Annotated in this window: 15 protein-coding genes and 1 pseudogene; 7 read left to right on the forward strand and 9 right to left on the reverse strand. The window is 65.1% G+C overall.

What is annotated here, in order from left to right; all coding sequences use genetic code 11:
* Positions 1-58: 58 nt before the first annotated feature.
* The 3 genes from ACREB7_RS06950 (at position 59) to ACREB7_RS06960 (ending at position 3,550) form a co-directional block, all read left to right on the forward strand.
* On the forward strand, positions 59-952 hold the full coding sequence (locus tag ACREB7_RS06950; RefSeq protein WP_431591564.1) for a PAS domain-containing protein: 894 nt from the start codon (positions 59-61) through the stop codon (positions 950-952).
* A 152-nt stretch (positions 953-1,104) separates the two neighbouring features.
* Complete coding sequence (locus ACREB7_RS06955) at positions 1,105-2,298, forward strand: acyl-CoA dehydrogenase family protein (RefSeq protein WP_431591565.1); 1,194 nt, start codon at positions 1,105-1,107, stop codon at positions 2,296-2,298.
* A gap of 112 nt (positions 2,299-2,410) precedes the next feature.
* Positions 2,411-3,550: an acyl-CoA dehydrogenase family protein gene (locus tag ACREB7_RS06960; protein ID WP_431591566.1), complete on the forward strand. Its 1,140-nt coding sequence runs from the start codon at positions 2,411-2,413 to the stop codon at positions 3,548-3,550.
* 23 nt (positions 3,551-3,573) lie between these two features.
* On the opposite strand, the gene ACREB7_RS06965 is transcribed toward ACREB7_RS06960, so the two are convergent.
* The 4 genes from ACREB7_RS06965 to ACREB7_RS06980 form a co-directional block, all read right to left on the reverse strand.
* Positions 3,574-6,048 (reverse strand): TonB-dependent receptor, encoded by a 2,475-nt coding sequence (locus tag ACREB7_RS06965; protein WP_431591567.1) that lies wholly within the window; start codon positions 6,046-6,048, stop codon positions 3,574-3,576.
* Position 6,049: 1 nt separating this feature from the next.
* Positions 6,050-6,985, reverse strand: coding sequence for a FecR family protein (locus tag ACREB7_RS06970; RefSeq protein ID WP_431591568.1), 936 nt, complete (start codon positions 6,983-6,985; stop codon positions 6,050-6,052).
* Positions 6,975-7,496 (reverse strand): sigma-70 family RNA polymerase sigma factor, encoded by a 522-nt coding sequence (locus ACREB7_RS06975; RefSeq protein WP_431591569.1) that lies wholly within the window; start codon positions 7,494-7,496, stop codon positions 6,975-6,977. The genes ACREB7_RS06970 and ACREB7_RS06975 overlap by 11 nt, the downstream gene beginning before the upstream one ends.
* A 269-nt stretch (positions 7,497-7,765) precedes the next feature.
* Positions 7,766-10,978 (reverse strand): autotransporter domain-containing protein, encoded by a 3,213-nt coding sequence (locus ACREB7_RS06980; protein ID WP_431591570.1) that lies wholly within the window; start codon positions 10,976-10,978, stop codon positions 7,766-7,768.
* A 226-nt stretch (positions 10,979-11,204) separates the two neighbouring features.
* Between ACREB7_RS06980 and ACREB7_RS06985 the strand changes: the two genes are divergently transcribed.
* From ACREB7_RS06985 to ACREB7_RS06995, 3 genes are read left to right on the forward strand one after another with little or no spacing between them, the layout of a single operon-like run.
* Complete coding sequence (locus ACREB7_RS06985; protein WP_431591571.1) at positions 11,205-12,380, forward strand: efflux RND transporter periplasmic adaptor subunit; 1,176 nt, start codon at positions 11,205-11,207, stop codon at positions 12,378-12,380.
* Between the two features lie 6 nt (positions 12,381-12,386).
* Positions 12,387-15,578 carry an efflux RND transporter permease subunit gene (locus ACREB7_RS06990; RefSeq protein WP_431591572.1) on the forward strand — a complete coding sequence of 1,064 codons (3,192 nt, stop codon included), beginning with the start codon at positions 12,387-12,389 and terminating at the stop codon, positions 15,576-15,578.
* Positions 15,575-16,972 (forward strand): efflux transporter outer membrane subunit, encoded by a 1,398-nt coding sequence (locus ACREB7_RS06995; RefSeq protein ID WP_431591573.1) that lies wholly within the window; start codon positions 15,575-15,577, stop codon positions 16,970-16,972. The genes ACREB7_RS06990 and ACREB7_RS06995 overlap by 4 nt, the downstream gene beginning before the upstream one ends.
* Positions 16,973-16,984: 12 nt before the next feature.
* Here ACREB7_RS06995 and ACREB7_RS07000 read toward each other — a convergent pair whose 3' ends face one another.
* From ACREB7_RS07000 to ACREB7_RS07015, 4 genes are all read right to left on the reverse strand, one after another.
* A complete protein-coding gene (locus ACREB7_RS07000) occupies positions 16,985-19,228 on the reverse strand; it encodes a hypothetical protein (RefSeq protein ID WP_431591574.1) in 2,244 nt (747 codons plus the stop codon).
* A gap of 280 nt (positions 19,229-19,508) precedes the next feature.
* Positions 19,509-19,931 carry a type II toxin-antitoxin system MqsA family antitoxin gene (locus tag ACREB7_RS07005; RefSeq protein WP_431591575.1) on the reverse strand — a complete coding sequence of 141 codons (423 nt, stop codon included), beginning with the start codon at positions 19,929-19,931 and terminating at the stop codon, positions 19,509-19,511.
* Positions 19,924-20,274 (reverse strand): type II toxin-antitoxin system MqsR family toxin, encoded by a 351-nt coding sequence (locus ACREB7_RS07010; RefSeq protein WP_431591576.1) that lies wholly within the window; start codon positions 20,272-20,274, stop codon positions 19,924-19,926. Before ACREB7_RS07010 ends, ACREB7_RS07005 begins: the two co-directional genes overlap by 8 nt.
* 39 nt (positions 20,275-20,313) lie before the next feature.
* Positions 20,314-20,949 carry a DeoR family transcriptional regulator gene (locus ACREB7_RS07015; protein ID WP_431591577.1) on the reverse strand — a complete coding sequence of 212 codons (636 nt, stop codon included), beginning with the start codon at positions 20,947-20,949 and terminating at the stop codon, positions 20,314-20,316.
* Between the two features lie 120 nt (positions 20,950-21,069).
* On the opposite strand from ACREB7_RS07015, the gene ACREB7_RS07020 reads away from it, so the two are divergent.
* A complete protein-coding gene (locus ACREB7_RS07020; protein WP_431591578.1) occupies positions 21,070-22,233 on the forward strand; it encodes a recombinase family protein in 1,164 nt (387 codons plus the stop codon).
* On the opposite strand, the pseudogene ACREB7_RS07025 reads toward ACREB7_RS07020, so the two are convergent.
* Positions 22,192-22,318, reverse strand: a pseudogene (locus tag ACREB7_RS07025) (IS5/IS1182 family transposase); the annotation flags it as partial. The gene ACREB7_RS07020 and the pseudogene ACREB7_RS07025 sit on opposite strands and share 42 nt — an antisense overlap.

The following is a 22,318-nucleotide window of genomic DNA, read 5'->3' on the forward strand; positions in this document are numbered from 1 at the left end:
GCGATAGCGGCCGGCCTCCGCCGTTAACGGAAGGAGCAGCAATGCTTCGGAGGACGATATGGAAACGAGCCACGCCCATGATCGCGTATCGGCGGCAGACTTCATTCGCGGTTTCGCCAGCTGGCGTCTGCATTCGGAACGGAGGCCGGTGGTGGTCACGCACCATGGCAAGGATGCGCATGTGCTGATCTCGCTCGACGACTATCGCCGGATGGGCGGCGCCGAGGGCGGTAAGAACGGGGCGTCACCGTTGCAGGACTCGCAGGTTTTGTTGCTCGAGTCCGTGCGCGACAGCCTGATCCTTGTCGACCGCGAGCGCCGGATCGTGGCGATCAATCCTGCGGCGACCGACATGCTGGAGGTCCCGGCGGCATCGCTGATCGGTCGGCCGCTGGCCGCGGCGCTGCCCGCTATCGAGACCAGCCTGATTTTTCATCATATCCTGCGCATGATCGACCATCGCGAGCGCTTTTCGGGCGACCTTCCGTCCCTGTTGCGGCCCGGACAATGGCTGCACGCCGACCTGGTGCCGTTGCCGGTCGGTGGCGCGATCATCCTGCGCGATGTGAGCGAGGCGATCGCCGCGCTCGAAGCGAGCGACGCGCGGACGGCGGCGCTGCGCGCGCTCGATGCCGACGGGAGCATCGGACATGCGTGTATCTCGCTGCGCGAAGCGGTCGAATATGCCAATGACACGCTGACCGGGATGCTGGGTGTCAGCGCAGACGCCATCCGGAGGGTGAGATTTTCCGCCTTGCTCGCCGTGTCGCGTCGCAGTTCGTTCGCCGAGGCGCTCGAAAGCGTGCTGCGGAGCGGGAAACCGGCGCGCATCGAATCCGATCTGGTCGTCCGGGACGGGGCGATGATGCCGGTGACGCTGTCGATCGCCGAGCGGCGGAACGCCTATTTCAGCGACGGCGCGGTGGTGCTGGCGACGCCGCGTCCGCGATAGGCGCCGCCGCCCGCTCGAAGCGGGCGTGTCGGCGCTGGACAAGTTCGCGGAAGTTGGCGAAGTTGCCGCGCATCGCGTTGCGAAAGACAACTTACCTTTACGTAAGCGTGAACCGGTCATATAAGGCCGGCATAGCCCTTGGGAGAATCATAATGGACATGGAGTTCAGCCCCGAAGACCTCGCTTTCCAACAGGAAGTGCGCAGCTTCATCGCCGAAAATTACCCCGCCGACCTGCGCGGCAAGCAGGATGAGGGCGACGAACTCGCCAAGGAAGATTTCCTCGCCTGGCACAAGGTCCTCTATAACAAGGGCTGGGTCGCGCCGGCCTGGCCGGTCGAATATGGCGGCACCGGCTGGACACCGACGCAACGTTTCATCTTCTCCGAAGAAACCGCGCGCGCCGACTGCATCCGCCTGATGCCTTTCGGCCTCGCGATGGTCGGTCCGGTGATCTACACCTTCGGCACCCCCGAGCAGAAAGCCTATTTCCTGCCCCGCATCCTGTCGGGCGAGGATTGGTGGTGCCAGGGCTATTCGGAACCCGGCGCCGGGTCCGACCTTGCCAGCCTGCGCACCGCGGCGGTCCCCGATGGCGACGACTATATCGTCAACGGGCAAAAGACCTGGACGACGATGGCGCAGCATGCCGACTGGGGCTTTTTCCTCGTCCGCACCGACAAGGAGGCCAAGCAGCAGGAAGGCATTTCCTTCCTGCTGATCGACATGAAGTCGCCCGGCATCACCGTGCGCCCGATCATCACGCTCGGCGGCGAGCATGAGGTCAACGAGGTGTGGCTGGAGGACGTCCGCGTGCCGCAGTCGCAGCGCGTCTATGAAGAGAATAAGGGCTGGACCTGCGCCAAGTTCCTGCTGGCGCACGAACGCACCGGCATCGCGGGCGTCGCAGCGTCGAAGCGCGGGGTCGAGAAGGTCAAGGCGATTGCGCGCACCGAAATCGACGGCGACAAGCCTTTGCTCCAGAACGCCTTCTTCAAGCGCAAGATTGCCGAGCTCGAGATCGACCTGACCGCGCTCGAATTCACCGAGTTGCGCAGCCTTGCCGGTCCGAACGCCGGTCGCGGACCTGGGCCGGAATCGAGCCTGCTCAAGATCAAGGGGTCGGAAATCCAGCAACGGCTGACCGAGCTGACGCTGGAAGCGGTGGGCCATTATGGCGCGCCTTATTTCCGGGGCTTCGGCGAGGGCGACAACGAGCATCCGATCGGTCCCGACTATGCGCACCGCGCCGCGCCGACCTATTTCAACGTCCGCAAGACGACGATCTATGGCGGGTCGAACGAGATCCAGCGCAACATCATCGCGAAGATGGTTTTGGGATTGTGACGCACCGGCGCCCATAAATAGGGACAGTCCCTATTTATCCGCGGGCGCGGGGCCAGCCGCAACGACGATATTCGATAAATAGGGACTGTCCCTATTTATGAGAGGACAGACAATGGATTTCACCTACACCGAAACGCAGGACATGATCCGCGATACGCTCGCCCGTTTCCTGAGCGACACCTATGATTTCGAGACGCGCCAGAAGTTCATCGCGAGCGAGGAAGGCCGCGACCCCGCGATCTGGACCGCGCTGGCGCAGGAGCTCGGCATGCTGGGTGCTTCGTTCGCCGAAGAGCATGGCGGCCTCGGCGGCGGCGCGCTAGAAAATGCGATCATCATGGAAGAATTGGGCAAGGTGCTCGGCATCGAGCCTTATCTGCCGACCGTGGTCATTGCGGGCGGCGCACTCAAGGCCGTCGGCGGGGCGCAGGCGGACAAATATATTCCCGAGATCATCGCGGGCAATGTCATCGTCGCCTTCGCCTATGCCGAGCCGCAGGGCCGCTATGACCTCGCGAACCTGCGCACCACCGCCAAGAAGGACGGCGAAGGCTATGTGCTGAACGGGCACAAGGGCGTGGTCTATGCCGCGCCCTGGGCGACGCATCTGCTCGTCACCGCGCGCACGTCGGGCGGCCAGCGCGATAAGGACGGCGTGTCGCTGTTCCTGATCGACGCGACCCAGCCGGGCATCGTCCGCCGCGACTATCCGACCGTCGACGGCAGCCGCGCGTCGGAGATTTATTTCGAGAATGTCGCGATCCCCGCCGACGCGCTGCTGGGCGGCGAAGGGGCGGGGCTGGCGCTGATCGAACAGGTCGTCGACGAAGCGACGATCGCGGTCTGCGCCGAAGCCACCGGCGTGATGCAGAAGCTGCACGAAGGCACGCTGGAATATACCCAGCAGCGCAAGCAGTTCGGCATTCCGATCGCCAAGTTCCAGGTGCTGCAGCACCGCATGGTCGACATGTTCATGGAGGTCGAACAGGCGCGATCGATGACAATCATGGGCACGCTGAAGCTCGACCTGCCCGCCGACGAACGCAAGGCGGCGGTGTCGGCGGCGAAGAACAAGGTCGCGCGCGGCGCGAACTTCGTCGGGCAGAATGCGATCCAGACGCATGGCGGCATCGGCATCACGCAGGAACTGGCGATCGGCCATTATTTCAAGCGTTCGACGATGATCGAGGGCCAGTTCGGCAGCGCCGATTATCACATGGAACGGTATGAGCAGGTCGCGCTCGCCGATTGACCGGATAGGCCGTCGGCGTCGCTTCAATAGGCGACGTCGATGGCGATCCGCACCGTCCTTGGCCGGAGCGGGGTCAGGAAGCCCGCGCTGCCTTCGATGAAGGGCGTGCCGAGCGAGAAGCGGTTGCCGCGCGCGTCGAACAAATTGGTCAGCGTCAGAGACAAGCCGCGCATCGGATTGCCGAGGCGCATCGCGAGGCCGGTGTCGACATAATCGCCCTGGCCCTCGCCGAGCACGGGTCCGATGCCGAGCCGTGACGGGCCGACATAATTGGCCCAGCCGTTGAGGCGGAAATCCTCGTCACCCACAGGCGTTTCATAATTGACCGCCCCGCGCACGGCATAGCGCGCGACGTTGGGAATCTGGCCCAGCCGGGCGAGCAGCGCCGAATCCGCCACCGATCCGTCGGCGCTGACCGGCGCGCCGGGCATCCCGGGAACCCCCGCATAATTCTGGACGACGATGGTGCGCAGCGCCTCGGCGAACAGGCGGTCGACGCGGCTGTGATTATATACCGCCCCCAGATCGAACGACAGTCCCGCCATCGGACGCACCGCAAAGGCGCCCGAGATGCTGGTGATGCGGCCGTCGCCGATATTGGCGGTACTCGGGAAACCGTTTGCGTCGATGAAATCGGCCTGAATGTCGCGCCAGCGGCTGTGCGAGAGCGAAATATTGGCGTCGAACGGCGTGCGGCCCTTTTCCCCGAAACGGACGCCGCCCTCGATCGTCTGGACCCGGTCGTTGCGGAAGCGGCGCACGAAGTTGCTGTCCACCGCGAGGCCGCCGGGACGGAAACCCTCCTGATAGCGGACATAGAGTGTCACATTGTGGAGCGGCGAGGCGAGGAGCGATGCCGACGGCAGCAGGTCGTTCTCGGTCCGATGGGCAGAGATGGCAATGGCCCGGTTCGCCGCGGCGAAGGCAAGGGGCACATCCTCGCCGCTGCCGTCGAGCCGGGCGTGCGAGAAACGGATGCCGCCCGCCGCGATGATATGCGGCATCACTTCGACGGTGGCTTCGCCGTAGCCGGTGAATTCGGTGATGCTGTTGGTGACGCCGGTCAGCGGCGCCTGCATGAAGACGTCGCCGAATTCGCGATTCTGGCGCGTGCGGTTGTCGAGGATGCTCGCGCCGATCACCCAGCCCAGCCCGTCGCGATAGGGGCGCGACAGGCGCGTTTCGCTGACGAACAGGCGCGTCACATTGCGCTGGTCGAGAATGCGCGGCGCTTCGCCCTCTTTGCTGGCGTCGAAGCGCTCGAAAACGCGGTGCCTGACCGCCGCATTCGAGGACTGGAAATGCAGCCCGTCCCAGTCCTTCATAATCACCAGCGTGCCCATGGCGTATCGGGCGCTGGCGTTTTGTTCGACCATCGAATTGCGGACCAGCGGCGGGGCATCGCGGTCCGTATATTGCGCGTCGTCGGACTTGATCGATTGATAGACGCCGCCAAGATCGACGGTCCAGTCGTCGCCGGCGTCGAAGCGGAAGGCGCCGCGACCGCCGCGCACATTGACGCGGTTGGTGTCCCGCTGCCCGCGCAGCGGATTGTCGATATAGCCGCCGTCGCTGACCATATAACCGACAAGGCGCAGCGCGTGGCGGCCATCGGCGACGGGAAGGTTGAGCGTGGCGCCGATGTCGCCGCCGGGGTCGCCATGCTGGGTCAGCGACGCGCCGGCGCTCGCCTGGACATATTGCGCGTCGGGGTCGGGCGCCTGCGGCACGACGCGGATAATGCCGCCCAGCGAGCCCGCGCCATAAAGGGTGCCCTGCGGTCCTTCGAGAATCTCGACGCTCTGGATATCATAGAGACGCAGGTCCGGATCAGGAGCATTGTAGCTCAGCCGGATGTCGCCGAGATATTGGCCGACGGTCGATTGGGTCGGGCCGGTGAAGCTGGAATCGGCGATGCCGCGAATGAACAGCTTGTTGCGCCCCGACCCGAGGTGGGTCGAGGAAACCGTCGCCATCCGCGACAGGATCGATTCCATGCCGCGCTCGCCGCCGAACGCCAAATCGCCGCCACCGAGAACGGTGGCGACGCCCGCAAAATTTGCGTGGGGGATGTCGGTTTTCGAGGCGGTGACGATGATCTCGTCGCCGGGACCCGCGACCAGATTGTCGGGCGCCCTTGCCTTGGGTGGCGGCTGCGGCGGGGAGGTTGCCCGGCGCGCGACCTTGGGGGGAGGCGGCGGACGACGTTCGATCCGCCAGCTCGTCGCGCTGACCCGTATCGCGCGCGCTTCGGTTCCGACCAGCATGCGCGCGATCGCCTCGTCGACGCTCATCCGGCCTCGCACGGACTTGACCCGGCCGTTCCACAATTTGGGATCGGCGACGCTGATGCTGACCCCACCCTGGCGGCTGATCAGCGGCAGCGAACTGGCGAGGCTGCCCCTCGGCACGTCGAACACCCGTTCCTCCGCCGCCGATGCGACGGTTGGGACACCGATGGCCGCGACCGCGATCAGGAGGGACAGGCTGCGGTTCATGTCAGCGGGTCAGCACCCAGCCGTCGCCACGCTTTTCGGCGCGGGTGCCGGACAAAGCCGCGAGATCGGAGATCGTACGGTTCCGGTCATCGCTGATGACCAACGCCCCGCGAAAGGGCAGTTGCGCCGCTTCGGGAGCGACGGTGACCGACATTCCGGCGGTGCGTTGCAGATCCTCGGCAACCACCGACAGCGGGGTGTCGGCATAGACGAGCAGGCCGCTGCGCCAGCCGCCGATCGACGCGGTATCGACGGGGCGTATCTTAGGCGCGGTCGCGTCGCCGTCGCGGGCTTCGATGCCCTGACCCGCAACCATGCGGACATTGTCCTGCTGCGGGTTGTAGACGACGATGCCTTCGGACACCGCGACCGACGTCGCGCGGTTGCGGCGCACGACGTTGAAGGCGGTGCCGAGGTCGACGATCCGGTTGCCGCCCGCCTCGACGACGAAAGGATCGCCTTCGCGGTGCACGACATGGAACATCGCCTCACCGCTTTCGAGCCGGGCAAAGCGCGGCCGTTCCTCGTCGAGGGTGACGACAGAAGCGCCGTTGACCTCGATCTTCGACCCGTCGGCGAGGGTCAGCGTGCGATGCTCGCCCGCTTCGGTCTCGATGCGGTTCGGGTCGGCGAACAGGCCAAGATTGGGCAGGGTGATCGCGGCCACCAGCGCGGCGGCGATCGCGCCGCCGAACCAGGCGCGGCGCGAGGGGCGCCGACGCGGCGCTTCGTCGTAGATGACCACCGACGCCGGGGTCGTACGGGGCAGGGCGTCGAGATCGGCGTCGAGGCTGGCGATCGCGTCATAGGCGTCGGCATGGGCGGCGTCCTCGGCAAGCCAGTCGGCGAAACCGTCCCAGTCGGCGAACGCAGGATCGCGCTGGCGAATGACCCAGTCGATGGCGCGCGCTTCGATGGTCGTGGTGTCAGTATGCATCGAAGTGCCTCCTGACCGCGGCGAGCGCCGCATAGACCTTGCGAAGATCGGCCTCGACCGTGCTGAGGCTGACCCCCAGTTCGGCGGCGATATCGCGTTGAGCGATGCCATCGACGCGGAAGCGGCGGAAGATGCGCGCGGGGCGCTCGCCGGTCGCGGCAACGGCGGCCTCGACCTCGGCCAGCTGCTCGCGCGAGATCAGCGTCGTTTCGGCCGACGGTTTTTCGACCGCCGCGGTTTCGCCCCAGGCATGGTCGCGCAGCATCCGCTGGCGCGCCGAGCGATAGCGGTCGAGCATCAGATTGTTGGCGGCGCGCATGACATAGGAGAGGGGATCGGCGATCGGGCCGCTGCGCCGTTCGGTGAGGCGCATCCACAGGTCCTGGAACAGGTCTTCGGCGCCGTCGCCCGCGCCGCGCATTTCCAGGAAACGCACGATGCGGTCGCGGTTGGCGAGCAAGACGCCCTCGATGCCCTGCGCGGGGCTGGATGCGTCGGTCGCCTCGGTCATGGATCGATTGTTTTGCAACGCCATCTGTTGTTGAACGACACCTGTTTGGCCGGCGCCCCACATCCCCCTGGCGGTGCCGTCATATAGCGCCCCCTGCGGCGCGCGCAACCGCAGCGTGACTCCGCCCGCACCGGGGCGATGGTCCAGCCGGGGGAAAGAAGGGGCGGTGGCGGCAATCATGGTCCTCGATCGTTCGGCAAAGGCAAGGCAAGGGGGAAGCGGAGGGTGAGGTATGGGCTTCCCCCTTGCGGACAAGGCCGGTCTGGGGGCTATAGACCGACCTTGAGGCTCGCGCGGAAAGCCCAGCCGATGTGGCTTTGCTGTTCTTCCGCAGACAGTTCGCCGCCGACCTGGAAGCCCGAGTTGCCGGCCATGCCGCGGATGCGGCCGACCCAGCCGCTCGTGCGGTCGTCGGGGGTGAGGGTGAAGGGCGTGCCGTTCTTGAACGACGCCGTCGTCGTGCCGAGCGAACCGCCGACGATCTGGCGCCGGCCGCCTTCGATCTCGAAGCGCGTCCAGCCGTCATATTCGTCGGTACCGCCGAAATCGAGGCCGACCGCGACGGTGCCCGATACCGCGAGTTCGTCGCTGTCGCGGCCGAGAACGGTGAGGTCGAGCGCGTCGCCGCCGCCGGTTTCGGTGTAGCCCTTTTCGGTCAGCTTGTAATAATCGACCGCGACGATGGGCCGCACCGAGAGCCCGCCGAGGCGGCTATCGTGCGCGATCGAGCCCGAGGCCGACCACAGGGTGCCGTCCCATTTGCCGCGCATCGTTTCGTTGATGTCCTCGGCGCCGGTGTCGGCCTGGAACAGGCGCGTGCCCTTGAAGCTGATCGGTGCGCCCGAGACGCGGGCATTGGCCATCCAGCCGTCCGAACGCAGGCGCCAGTGCAGTGCGCCCTCGAACTGGCTCGAGCTGACCTCATTGGCGTTGCTGGCGTTGCCGTCCTTGCCGCTGAGAAAAGCGATCGAGCCGCCGAAATTACCCATGTCGGTCTTGAACTCGGCGCCAAGCGACACGCCCCAGCCGGAGACGTCATAGCCGGCGGTGTCGCCGATGCTCTTCGACGTGCCCCACACCGCCTGGTTGATCCAGTAACCCCATTTGCCTTCGTCCTGGAACGGGGCGTTGGGGTCCATCAGGTAGCGGCCGAGCGCGCGCGACCCGCCGGTGACGGTTTCGAAGACGCCGCCTTCATGCTCGGGCAGCATCTGGCTGAGCTGGCTTTTGAACCGGGCGCCGTCGGTGATGTCGAGGAAGACCTGTTCGATGTCCTCGTCGGCCGCCAGGGCATCGATCACGGCGTTGAAGGCGCCGCCTTCCGACCGGTTGAGGCCGAGTTCGGTCGTGCTCTTGCGCGCCACATCGACGATCAGCTGGGTGGCGTTCGAGGTCAGCGTGCCCTTGTAGAGGAAGGGCAGCAGCGTCGCGGTGGTCGTCAGGTTGCTGGCGCCGGTCAGCGTGCCCGCCGTGAGCACGACATGCTGGCCCTCGGCATTGTCGAGGCTGGTCAGCCGAAGCGCGAGTTTGGATTCGGCGCCGAAGCTGGCGTTGCCGGTGACCTGGATCGCCGTGCCGGTGGCGCCGCCGTCGAGGGTGACGCCAAGAATGCCCTTGTCGGTGACCGCGAGCGACGAAATCGTGGCGGCGCCGACGACATCGAAGGTGCCGCCCTTGACCGCGACGGCGAGGCCCTGCGCATTGGCGAGGCGAGCGCTGAAGATCGATGTGCCGCCGATGGTCAGCGTGTCGCTGCCGCCGCCGAAGTCGGCGAGCCCGCCGAACTTCGAGGTGCCGGCCAGCGTGATGCTGTCGTTGCCGCCGCCGAAGGTCGCGGTGCCGTCGTAGGTCGCGTCGCCCGAGAGCGCGAGGCTGTTGTTGCCGGCGCCAAAGACGCTGTTGCCCGCGACCGAACCGTCGGCGATATCGAATATATCGTCGCCAGCGCCGAAGCGGACGTCGCCGACGATCTTGGGCGCGGTGACGCCCGTCGCGACGGCGGTCTGCCGCACCGTCGCGCCGCCGGCATTGGCCGACAGGTCGATCGCGACATTGCGATCCGAGGTCGCGAGCGCACCGCTGGCGGTGATCGTGCCGCTGTTTTCGACCAGGTCGACATTGCCCGACAGGTCGACGATACCGCGCGCGGTGCCGTTGTCTCCGCCTGCCTTGGCGATGATCGAACCGCTGTTGCGGATCATGCCGACATTGCTGCCGGCCTCGACGAGGATGCCGGTGGTGATCGCGGTGGCGGCATTGCCGCCCGACGCCTCGATCTTGCCCGCGTTGCGGACTTCAGGGAGCGTGGCGCCCGCGCCGATCTGGAGCGCGGTTGCCGACGCGCCATTGGACAGCGCGGTCACGCTGCCGCTGCTGCCGATGGCGAGACCGCCGGCGATGGTCACATTGCCGCCGAGGCCGCCGATCTGCATGCCGGTCGCGGTTTTGCCGGCATAGAGGCCGTTGCCGAGGACGGCGCCGTCGATGATGACCCCGAAGCCGGTGCCGGTGCCCGCGACGGGGCCGATGGTGACGTCGCGGCCTGCAGCGCCGATGCGCATCGCCGGAGCCGAGCCGAAGGAGCGGACGATCGCCGAGCCTTCGGTGGCGTCGGGAATACCGTCCTTGTCTTCGTCGGTGTCGGTGGTGCTGGTGTCTTTCGGCGGGACCGCGAGGACGATGCCGCCCGTGACGTCACCCTCGATCGACAGCGCCGGGCCGCCGGTGAGCAGGTCGTCGGCGTCGAGCTTCGTCGGGTCGGTCGGCAACGCCGTGTAACGATAGCCGGTCGAGGTCAGCGTGCCCTGCACGACGAGCGCGCCGGTGATGTTGCCCGACAGCCGTGCCGCAGTGGCGTCGAGGCCGGTCGCGGTGATCGTGCCCGCGAGGCGGACGTTGCCGGTCACATTCTGCAAGCCGACGCCGAGCGCGCGGTCGCCGAGGACCGAAATCTTGCCGTCGCTGGTGAAATTGCCGGTCAGCGGGCCGCCGAGCCGGATGCCCGCCGAGTCATTACCTTCGACCGTGATTTCGCCCGAATTGACGATATTGCCGGTAAAGGCTCCGGCGGTCGCGATGCCGACCCGGTTCGATCCGACGGCAAAGGGGCCGTCGATATCGCCGTCATTGTCGATGTCGGTCGGTGCATAGGTCTCGTCGATGATGATCTTGCCCGTCGCGCTGTTGGTGATCGTGCTCGTCACCCCGGCGCTGGCGAGAATGCCGGTCGAACCGTTGGCATTGGTGATCTGGATCGTGCCCTCGCTGGTCACCTTGTGGTTGCTGTCGATCGTGACCGCCGTGCCCGAGGTCGGCTTGACCGATCCGGCTGCCGCGATCTTCGTGTCGTCGGGCGTCGTCCCGCCGTTGACCGTCGAGGTGCGGACGGGGGTGGTCAGCGCGGTGCTGATCACGGTTTCGGCATGAGCGGGAATGCTGATGATCGTTACGAGACAGGTGGACGCGAGTAGGGTCTTGCGCATGAAGGTCCTCTTGAAATCTGGGCGGGAAGGGTCCCGCGACAAATTCAAGACGGAGAGGGTCTGGCGCAGCCTTGGAAATAATTCGGGCGCGCAAGAAAATTGTCGCAACTTGTCGCAATCGCAACCACAAGCATTGCGCCGGACCGCCCAATTTGCTCAACGATAAGGACTTACGGCTATTCCCCAGCCCGAAAAGGTTCTTCGAATGCATGTGAATGGGCGGCCGATGCTTCGGCTCGGCGCGATCTGTCTCGCGATGGCGCTGATCGCCGGCTGCTCGGCCAGCGACGAAAAGGGCGATGGCAACCGGCAGGCGCCGCAAGTCGGCTATGTCGTCGTCCAGCCGGGCAGCGTTCCGGTGCCGATCCAGCTCGGCGGACGCACCGTGGCGTATGAAACCAGCGAGGTCCGCCCCCAGATCAATGGCCTGATCCGCCGACGCCTGTTCGAACAGGGCGGCTATGTCCGCGCCGGTCAGCCTTTGTTCCAGATCGATTCCAGCCTGTACCGGGCATCGGTCGATCAGGCATCGGCCAATCTGGCGAGCGCACGTGCGAGCGCCGAGGCGGCCAAGGTCAAAGCCGACCGTTTCCGCCCGCTCGCCGAGATGGAAGCCATCGCCAAGCAGGATTACACCGACGCGCTGGCGCAGGCCCGCGTCGCCAACGCCGCCGTCGCGCAGAATAGCGCCGCGCTGGAGACCGCGCGGATCAACCTGCGCTATACGACGATCACCGCGCCGATCAGCGGTCGGATCGGACGCAGCCTGTTCACCGTCGGCGCGCTCGTCAACGCGAACCAGGCCGACCCGCTCGCGGTCATCCAGCGCAGCGACCCGATCTATGTCGACATGCAGCAATCGAGCGCCGAGCTCACCACGCTGCGCCAGGCGATCGCGACGGGCGGCGTGTCGCCGGGCAGCGCGACCGTGCGGTTGTTGCTCGAGGATGGCAGCACCTATGGCTATACCGGGACGATCGAATTCTCCGAAGCGCTGGTCAGCGAAGCGACCGGCACGGTGACGTTGCGCGCGCGTTTTCCCAACGCCCAGGGAAGCTTGCTGCCCGGCATGTTCGTGAAGGCGGTGTTCGATCAGGCGATCGAGCAAAATGCGTTCCGGGTGCCGCAAGCCGCGATCCAGCGCGATTTCGACGGTTCGGCGTTCGTCTATCTGGTCGGCAAGGACAATAAGGCCGAGCGCCGGAAGGTGACCGCCGAGCGGACGCTGGGGGCTGACTGGATCGTCACCGAGGGATTGAAGGCGGGCGACCGCGTGATCAGCCAGGGACTCGGCAATTTGCGCGCGGGCCAGCCGATCCGTCCGGTTGCCGCGAGCAGTCCGCAACGCCTGGGCGCGCCCAAGGACGGCGGTTCGGGTAAATCAGCGACAAAGGGCAACTGACCGCTTATGTCGCGTTTGTTCATCGATCGGCCGATTTTTGCCTGGGTGCTGGCGATCATCGTCATGCTCGGCGGGATCGGCGCGCTGTTTTCGCTGCCGATCGAGCAATATCCCGATATCGCGCCGGCGCAGGTCAATATTCGCGCCAGCTATCCCGGCGCTTCCGCCGAGGCGATCGAAAACAGCGTCACCCAGGTGCTCGAGCAGCAGCTGACCGGGGTCGACGGGCTGCTCTATTTCAGTTCGCAGTCGAGTTCGCGCGGACAGGCAAACATCACCGCCATCTTTGCCAAGGGCACCGATCCCGACATCGCGCAGGTGCAGGTTCAGAACAAGATCCAGGCGGCGATCTCGCGCCTGCCGGCACAGGTGCAGAGCCAGGGCATTCGCGTCACCAAGGCCAATTCGGACACATTGTTGCTGGTGGGCGTCTATGACACCACCGACACGCGTTCGTTTCCCGATGTGGCCGACTATCTGTCGTCGAACATCCAGGACCCGCTGTCGCGCGTCGAAGGCGTCGGCGACGTCAATGTCTTCGGGTCGCCGCACGCGATGCGCATCTGGCTGAATCCGCAGCGGCTGGCGGCGGTGTCGCTGATGCCCGGCGACGTCGTTTCGGCGATCACCGCACAGAACAGCGAAGTCGCAGCGGGCGAGGTCGGCGGCACGCCGGCGCCGCAAGGCCAGATGCTGAACGCGACGGTCACCGCGCAGTCGCGGCTGCAAACCGCCGAGCAGTTCGAAAATATCGTGCTGAAGACCGAATCCGACGGATCGACGGTGCGGATCAAGGATGTCGCGCGGGTCGAGGTCGGGGCCGAGAATTACAGCACGATCGTCCGCATCAACGGCCACCCAGGCGCGGGCATGTCGATCTCGTTGTCGCCGGGGTCCGATGCGCTCGAAACCGCCGACCGGGTGAAGGCGCGGATGGAGGAACTGTCGGCCAATTTCCCCGACGGCCTGACCTACAGCTATGCCAATGACGCGACCGCGTTCATCAAGCTGTCGGTGAGCGAGGTGCAGAAATCGCTGTTCGAGGCGATCCTGCTCGTCATTCTGGTAATGTTCGTCTTTCTGCAAAGCTGGCGTGCGGTGCTGATCCCCGCGATCGCGGTGCCCGTCGTGCTGCTCGGCACCTTCGCGATTTTCTATATCTTCGGGTTCACCATCAACACGTTGACGCTGTTCGGCCTGACCCTGGCGATCGGTCTGCTCGTCGACGACGCGATCGTCGTGGTCGAGAATGTCGAGCGATTGCTCGAAGAAAATCCCGGAATGTCGGCGCGCGAAGCGACGATCCTGTCGATGCAGGAGTTGCAGGTCGCGCTGATCGCGATCGCGCTGGTGCTGTCGGCGGTCTTCCTGCCCATGGCCTTTTTCGGCGGTTCGACGGGCGTCATCTATCGCCAGTTTTCGGTCACGATCATTTCGGCGATGATGCTGTCGGTGCTGGTCGCGCTGATCCTCAGCCCGGCGCTGACCTCCAGCCTGCTCAAGCCCAAGGATCATGGCGAGACGCAGCGGACGCCCCGCTTCCCGCGCACCGAGGCGATGTTGAAGCGCGCGCAGGACGGGTTCAACACGCGTTTCGACAACATCGTCCAGCGTTATGTCGGCACCGTCACGGCGGTCGTCGATCGCAAATGGCTGTTTCTCGGTATCTATGCCGTGATCCTGGCGGCGCTCGCATTGCTGTTTCTTCGCCTGCCGAGCGGCTTCCTGCCCAACGAAGATCAGGGACGCGTCCAGATCCAGTTCCGTTTGCCCGCCGGCGCGACCCAGGCCCGGACGCTCGAAGTGCGCGATCAGGTCGAAAAATATCTGCTGACCCAGGAAAAGGCCAATGTCGGCGCGCTGTTCCTCATCGCGGGCGGCGGGGGTGGCGGTGCGTCGGGTCAGAATACCGCGCAGGGTTTCGTCAACCTCGTTCATTGGGACCAGCGCCCCGGCGAGAATGACACCGCCGAGGCGATTGCCGACCGGACACGCAAGGCGTTGACGGGGCTGCGCGATGCGCAGGTGTTCGCGCTCGTTCCCGGTGCGGTGCGCGGCCTTGGCGATGCGTCGGGTTTCACGATGGAATTGCAAAACCGCAGCGGCATGAGCCGCGAAGAATTTGTCGCCGCGCGCGAGCGCCTGCTGGCCATGGCCAATGCCAATCCGAAACTGACATCGGTGCGGCTGTCCGACCTCCCCGATGTGGCGACGCTGAAGATCGATATCGATACGCAGCGACTGACCGCCTATGGCCTCAACAACAGCGATGTAAACAGCTCGCTCGCCACCGCATGGGGCGGACGTTACGTCAACGACTTCATCGACAAGGGCCGCGTCAAGCGCGTCTATGTCCAGGGCGACGCGCCATATCGCGCCAGGCCCGAGGATCTGAGCCAATGGTATGTCCGATCGGCGGACGGCGAAATGTCGCCCTTTTCGGCCTTTTCCAGGATCGGCTGGTCGACGACGCCGAGCAGCACCTCGCGGTTCCAGGGGGTCCCGGCGTTCGAGATTTCGGGCCAGCCAGCGCCCGGCACGAGTTCGGGCGAGGCGATGGACGAAATGGAGCGGATGGCGGGTGAAATCCCGGGAACCAGCGTCGCCTGGGCCGGCTCCTCCTATCAGGAACGCTTGTCATCGGGGCAGGCGCCGCTGCTCTATGGCATTTCGATCCTTGTCGTCTTTCTCTGCCTCGCGGCGCTCTATGAAAGCTGGTCGATTCCCTTTGCGGTGCTGCTCGTCATTCCGCTGGGACTGATCGGCGCCGTGCTCGCGGTGACGCTGCGCGGGCTGCAGAACGATGTCTATCTGCAGATCGGCCTGCTGACGACGATGGGGCTGGCGGCGAAGAATGCGATCCTGATGATCGAATTTGCCGAACAGGAAGAACGCAAAGGGAAGCGCGTCATCGAAGCGGCGGTCGAAGCCGCGCGCATCCGCTTGCGCCCGATCCTGATGACCAGCTTCGCCTTCATCTTCGGGGTGCTGCCGCTGGCGATCGCGACCGGGGCAGGGGCGAACAGCCGCGTCGCGATCGGCACTGCGGTGATCGGCGGCATGCTGACGGCAGCCTTTCTCGCCATCTTCTTCATCCCGCTCTTCTTCGTCCTCGTCCGCCGCGGGGTGCGTGACGGGTTGCAGGCGATCCGCAAGCGGCTGGGACGCCGTGACGACGGTGTCGAGGTGGCGGCATGACGCGCCTTCTGGCCCTGGGTGCGGCGACGCTGGCGCTCGGCGCCTGTTCGCTGGCGCCCAAATATGTGCAACCCGCGCCGCCGGTGCCAACCTCCTGGCCGGTCGGCGACGCCTATCTGGTCCAGAGCGAGGCGGCTTTGCCGCGCGTGACGCTGGCCGAGCTGTTCCGCGATCCCCGGTTGCAGTCGCTGATCGCGCAGGCGCTCGCCAACAACCGCGACCTGCGCGTCGCCGCCGCCAATGTGGCTGCGGCGCGGGCGCAGGTGCGGGTGACGCGTTCGGCGCAATTCCCGGCGATCGGGATCGGCGGATCGGGCGATTATACCGACGGCGGCGTGTCGGGCGGCGTTTCGAGCGGCGGGCGCGAGAGCTATGCCTTGCAGGCGGGCGTATCGGCGTTCGAGCTCGACCTGTTCGGGCGGCTCGCCAATGCGACCGCCGCCGACCGCGACCGCGCTTTTGCGACCGAGGCGACCGCGCGCACCGTCCGCGTCGCGCTGGTCGCCGACCTTGCCGAAGCCTGGGCCAATCATGCCGCTGATCGCGAGCTGCTCGCCATCGCGCGCGACACGGCCGAGAGCGCGCGGCGCAGCGTCACGCTGACCCGCGCCCGGTTGGAGGGCGGCGTCGCGCCGCGCACCGACCTGCGCCAGGCCGAACAGGTGCTGGCGACCGCCGAGGGCGACCTCGCGTTGCAGACGGCGGCGGTGGCGCAGGACGAGAATCTGATCCGCCTGCTCGTCGGCGCCGATTATGACAAAGCGCTGCTGCCCGCCGGGCTGGCGGAAGTCAGTGCGTCGATCGCGACGCTGCCCGCCGGCACCAGTTCCGGCATCCTGCTCCGCCGCCCCGACGTGGTCGAGGCCGAATATCTCCTCCGCGCCGCCAATGCCGATATCGGCGTCGCGCGCGCGCGGTTGTTCCCGACGATTTCGCTGACCGGTCTGCTCGGCTTCGCCAGCGATGCGCTCGGCTCCTTGTTCACCGGCGACGCCTTCCGGCTGACGGCGGGCGCCGACGCCAGCCTTTCGATATTCGATGCGGGCGGACGCCGCGCGGGGGTTGCGGTCAGCGAGGCGCAGCGCGATGCGGCGCTCGCGAGCTATGAACGCGCGATCCAGACCGCCTTTCGCGAAGTCGCCGACGCGCTCGCCGATCAGGGGACGCTCGGCGAACGGCAGCGCGCCGCGCGCGCCAACACCGAGGCGGCGGCCGATACGGCGCGGCTGACCGACGCCCGCTATCGCGGCGGCGTCGACAGCTTCCTGTCGAGCCTCGACGCGCAGCGCAGCCTGTACAGCGCCCGCCGCGCGCAGATCGCGGTCGAACTGGCGGCGATCCGCAACCGGATCACGCTTTATCGCGTGCTGGGCGGGGATGCGGCCACCCCCTGACCCGATCGCCCGCTACAGGATGAAGTCGCCAACGCCGAGCGATTGACCGCCGAGGCCGTCGAGGACGATGTGCATGTCGGCCGCGCCGTCGCCATCGAGATCGACCTCGACGCGCAGGTCCGCGCCGATCGACTGATAGCGGATTTCGGCGCGCCCGGTGGCGTGAAAAAGATTGTCGGCGATGAAATCGAAACCCTGCTTGCCGGGGGTTGCCGAATCGGTGTCGATGGATCTGAATTGGAACTTGTCGACGCCGACCGCAAAGTCGGTGATATGATCGGCAAGAGCGCCGACGCCGCTTTCGGTCGCCGCCATATAGCGGAAGACATCCGCGCCCGCGCCGCCGGACAGGATATCGGCGCCCGCTCCGGCGTAGATCTTGTCGTCGCCAAGACCGCCGAGAATGATGTCGTCCCCGCCGCCGCCAAGGATGGCGTCGTCCCCGGAGGCGCCGTTGATCGTGTCGGCCAGATCGCCGCCGCGGATCACGTCGGCGCCGGCCCCGCCATGGATATTGTTTGCGGCGTTGAGCACGCCGTTGATCGTGTCGGCGCCTGCGGTGCCGTTGATACGGAACGACACGCCGGCGCCGACCTGGATCGGGGTCACGGTATCGGCAAAGGTCTCGCCGGGAGCGAGCGAGATCGTCACCACGCCGTTACCGGCAAAGGTCGCGCCGCCAGATCCGAAGCTGCTCGTCCATTGCGCGCCGCTCAGCATCAGATTGGCGCCGCCCTGCAACTCGACTTTCTCAATATTGCTGATCTTGCCGATACGAACCGTCCCGGTGACGACGAGCGTATCGACCTCGGCGCCGCCATCGACGATGGTGCCGTCGGCGCCGGTCCCGACGATGATGCGGTCGTCGCCGCGCCCGCCGTTCAGGGTGTCGGCGCCGCCGCGGCCGTCGATGATGTCCTTGCGCGCGCCACCCTGGATCAGGTTGACGCCGCTGTTGCCGTTGAGCGTCGCGCCGTCGTTGCCGTCGTAGAACAGATCCTCGACATGGTCGGTGAGGGTGTAGCTGTTGATGCGTGTGCGCACTGCGTCGTGCCCCGCATCGCCCGTTTCGACGACGACGTCGCCCGCATTATCGACGATGTAATAATCGTCGCCCGTCCCGCCCTCCATCCGATCGGCGCCGACGCCGCCGTTGAGCAGGTCGTTGCCGCCGAGGCCGATCAACGTGTCGTTCCCGGCAAGGCCGTAGAGATTGTTCTTGTTGTTGTTCCCCGTGAGCAGATTGGCGTTGGCATCCCCGTCGCGGCCATAGGCGTCGAGGCGTTCGACGCCGTTGGAGTGGATGACGATGAGGTAGCTGCCGTCCTCCGAGAGCTGCAGATTATTGCCGAACCGGCCGGCGCTGTTCGACCAGTCGTCGCCGGCGCCCGGAGCGAGCGCGATGCGATCGACCTCGAGCCAGGTCGTTGTCGACAATTTGATGACGGCCTTTTGCGATGTGTCGAGGAGGAAAAGATGGCTGCGATCGGCGTCGAAGGCGAGGCCCGTGATATAATGGTAGGCGACGTCGATATATTTCACCTGCTGCAGATTGCCGTTGTAGATGTAGAGGCCGGAGCCGCCGACAAAGTTGGCGATCATGCCGCCATCGTCGCTCAGCGCCTGGATGCCGCGGTTGAAGCCCGAGGCGGTCGATCCGGCAATTTTGGTGACCGCGCCGTCGTCGCCGATGCGCAGGAGCGTCAGCGGCGCATTCGAAATATTCGATTCCGCAATCAGTACCGTCTTGCCGTCGCCGGCGACCGATAACACGCTATCCTGTCGGTAAGAGCCCGGTACGGCGGTGAAGCTGCCCGTTGCCGGGTCGAGCAATTTCATGGTGATCCAGCCCGAACCGGCGAATTGCTGGGTGAGGAGTATCATGCCATTGCCGAGCGTGGCGGTGTCGTAGAACGCGCTGTCAAGAAACGCATTGGTGGCGTCGAACCGGAAAGTTTCGGCCGAGCCGGTCTTGGTGTTGAAGCGGTGGACGTCAGTCAGAAGGTGCGACGAGCCGGAGGTCGATACGGTCGCGAGGTCGGCCGCGACGAGATATTTGCCGTCGTCCGAAATCGAGAGGCCGCCGAGGACCTTGCCGGCAGTATAGGTGGTGAGCAAGGTGCGTTCTTCGACCGAATAGACTTCGATCTTGTTGCCCTTGGCGATGTAGAGCGTCTTGCCGTCGGGACTGAGAACCGCATCCTTCGGCCCCGCCGTGCCGAGCAACTGCCTTGCCGAATCCACCTTATAATCCATGAGATATCCCACCCTGTGCTATGCCACTCCGTCGACGCGGCGAAAGGCTCGCCGACGCGCTGGCAAAATTGGTTAGTGTAAAATTAAAGGAAAACAAGGCGCTTGCGACAAGGGCCGCGTGTCGCGCAGGGATTTTGTGCTGGCATGGACGGGGAGTGCCGAAAGATATGGCGGTGGGAGAGAGCTTGCGGACGAACTCTCTCGTCGAAGGTCATCTAAGCAGGCAGTAAGCCTGCGAAAAGTTGCGGTCGGCAATTGCGGAAAGGCAATCGCAAGAGGCCTATGCCGCTTCCTTCCGGTGCACCCGCTGCTTCAGAACCGAAAGCCCGGACGGATCCCTGTCGAGTAGTAGCAGGGCACTCATCACCGCATGGCTGACTACCACGTCGCCGCTCTCGTACTTCTGGAATGCGTTGGGCCCACCTCCGATCAGGCGGCCGGCATCCTTCTGGGTGAGATGGAGGCGCTTCCTGATGCGGCGCACCGCCTCGGGATCGAGCAAGCCCTCCACCTGGGCCTTGAGCCGGTTCAGAGCGCGATCCGAAACCTTCATGTCGTCACCGGTGTGAATGCTCTCGTCGCTTGCATCACAATACCAGCCGGGCATGTCGAAGGTGGCTTCGTGCCCCTTGTAGGTGATGGTCATCGGCCGAACGTCGCGGAACATCGGCTGGCCCGTTTCCGGGCAGGTGGGGTTAGTCATTGCCCTTCTCCTTGAACGACAGAAGCAAAAACTCGGTCACGGCATCGGCCGTGAATTTGACGTACAAAGCTCCCTGCTCGGAGGGAACGTGGTAGACATCCTGCCAGACCCGATGATCAGCAAAGGATGTCATGGACTTATAAAAATGGCGTCGCTCGATCGTCTGGATGGTTGCAACGATCTCGTTTCGGCCAAAACCAAGCGAAGCCGCTCCTCTCAGAGCGGAACCTGTGACATTGAGCTTCTCGACCGTTGAGAAAACGGCTTTGACCGCTTCAATGTCATAGGTCGGCTTTCGCTTCTCGGTCATTGCCCTTGATAACACCACTGTGGTGTTTTTCAAGAGGGCCGATTCCGCCAGCCTGCCGGCGGTCGCGCACGTCTAAGTTGGCCGGCTTGCCACATAGAATCCGCGCCGATGGCGGCCTAGATATCGTATCAGCCCTCTGTCCTTCAGGCTGGCAATGTCGCGCTTAGCGGTACGGCTGCTGACCTGCCAGTGCACAACAATGTCTTCAAACGTACATCGGTCGCCCTGCGCGACTCGCGCCAGTAGCCACTCCTGGCGCTCGTTCAGCGGCAAATTAATGGTGACATGGATGTCACCATTAATGTCACCATTCGTGTCACCATTAACGCCGTTGAAGAGGCCCAATTGCGCTCCCGATCCTGACCCGGCCGGTCCATGCGCGAAAGACGCAGCAGTGCCATTCGGAAGTGCTTCTGCCGGTGCCGTTGACGGATCCATATCGGCCAGGATCTGCCGAACCAGCTCGCGAACAGCGGGAGACTTCATACAAAGTCTCATTAGAAAATAACCGCTTGGACCGGAAACCCCGCCCACCCAGTTCTTCACGCTCCGCTCGCTGGCGCCAGTCCAGCGCATGACGGTCTTGACCGTTCGGTGGGTCTCATCATGCTCGCGGCGCAAAGCGTCCGCGATCAGTTCCGCATAGTCCTTGGCCGACTTCGCCAGCCCGTTCCATGGGTGCAACATTCTGCCCTTTTTCGGCAACATCCTCCGCTCCTTCCGCCGCTACATTCACGTGCGAGCGGAACGGTAGGCAGAGGTGCTCTTCGGGCTGCAGTTGGTGGATGCCCTGGACTGCTGCAGCGGCTGAACCGGAAAGGGCGACGCTTGAAGGATTGGCAGAACGAAAAGGACCAACCCCACCATGACCCGACAGCCCGCGTCGTGCGGGCCGCCGAATACGTCCGCATGTCCACCGATCACCAGAAATACTCGACCGAGAACCAGGCCGATGCGATCCGCCATTATGCGTCCTCGCGGGGCATCGAGATCGTCAGCACCTATGCTGACGACGGCAAAAGCGGCCTGTCGATCGACGGACGTGCTTCACTGCAGCGCCTGATTGCCGACGTCGAATCCGGCGCTGCCGATTTCGAGATGATCCTGGTCTACGATGTCAGCCGGTGGGGCCGCTTCCAGGACGCGGACGAAAGCGCCTATTACGAATACATCTGCCGCCGGGCCGGGATCCAGATCGCCTATTGCGCCGAGCAGTTCGAGAACGACGGCTCACCGATGAGCACCATGTTCAAGGGCTTCAAGCGGGCCATGGCTGGCGAATACAGCCGAGAGCTCTCGGTCAAGGTTTTTGCCGGCCAAGGGCGGCTCATCGAGAAAGGCTACCGCCAGGGCGGCCCCGCTGGCTTCGGCCTGCGCCGGACGCTGATCGATGAACACGGCGCGACCAAGGCGGTGCTCGGCCGCGGAGAGCAAAAGAGCCTGCAGACCGACCGCGTGATCCTCACACCCGGGCCGGACGAGGAAATTGCCGTCTTGCAGGAGGTCTACCGAGCCTTCGTCCATGATGGGCAGACCGAGCGCGAGATCGCCGAGGCTCTCAACGCCCGCGGCATTCTCACCGATCTTGAACGCCCATGGACGCGCGGCACCGTCCACCAGCTCCTGATCAACGAGAAGTATGTCGGCGACAATGTCTGGAACCGCCGCTCGTTCAAGCTGAAGAAGAAGCGGGTCCGCAATGCCCCGGACATGTGGATCCGGTCACAGGGCGCATTCGAGGGGATCGTCGAACGGGACCTGTTCGAGGCGGCCCATTCGATCATCACGGCGCGCTCGTTCCGCCTGTCCGACGAGGAAATGCTGGAAGCGCTTCGGGGTCTCTACGCCAGCAAGGGCCTGCTGTCCGGCATCATCATCGACGAATGCGACGGTCTGCCGTCGAGCAGCGCATACAGTTCCCGGTTCGGGAGCCTCCTGCGTGCCTACAGCCTAGGTCATCGACTCGTTATGTCGCAGCCAAATCCTGATTGAGGCGAGTTGGACTGAGGCTAGGAAATTGTCGGCGCGTTTATCGTATCGCGTGGCGACGGCGCGGAAGTGTTTGAGTTTGCTGAAG

This window comes from Sphingopyxis sp., assembly GCF_050725615.1.
GTDB lineage: Bacteria > Pseudomonadota > Alphaproteobacteria > Sphingomonadales > Sphingomonadaceae > Sphingopyxis.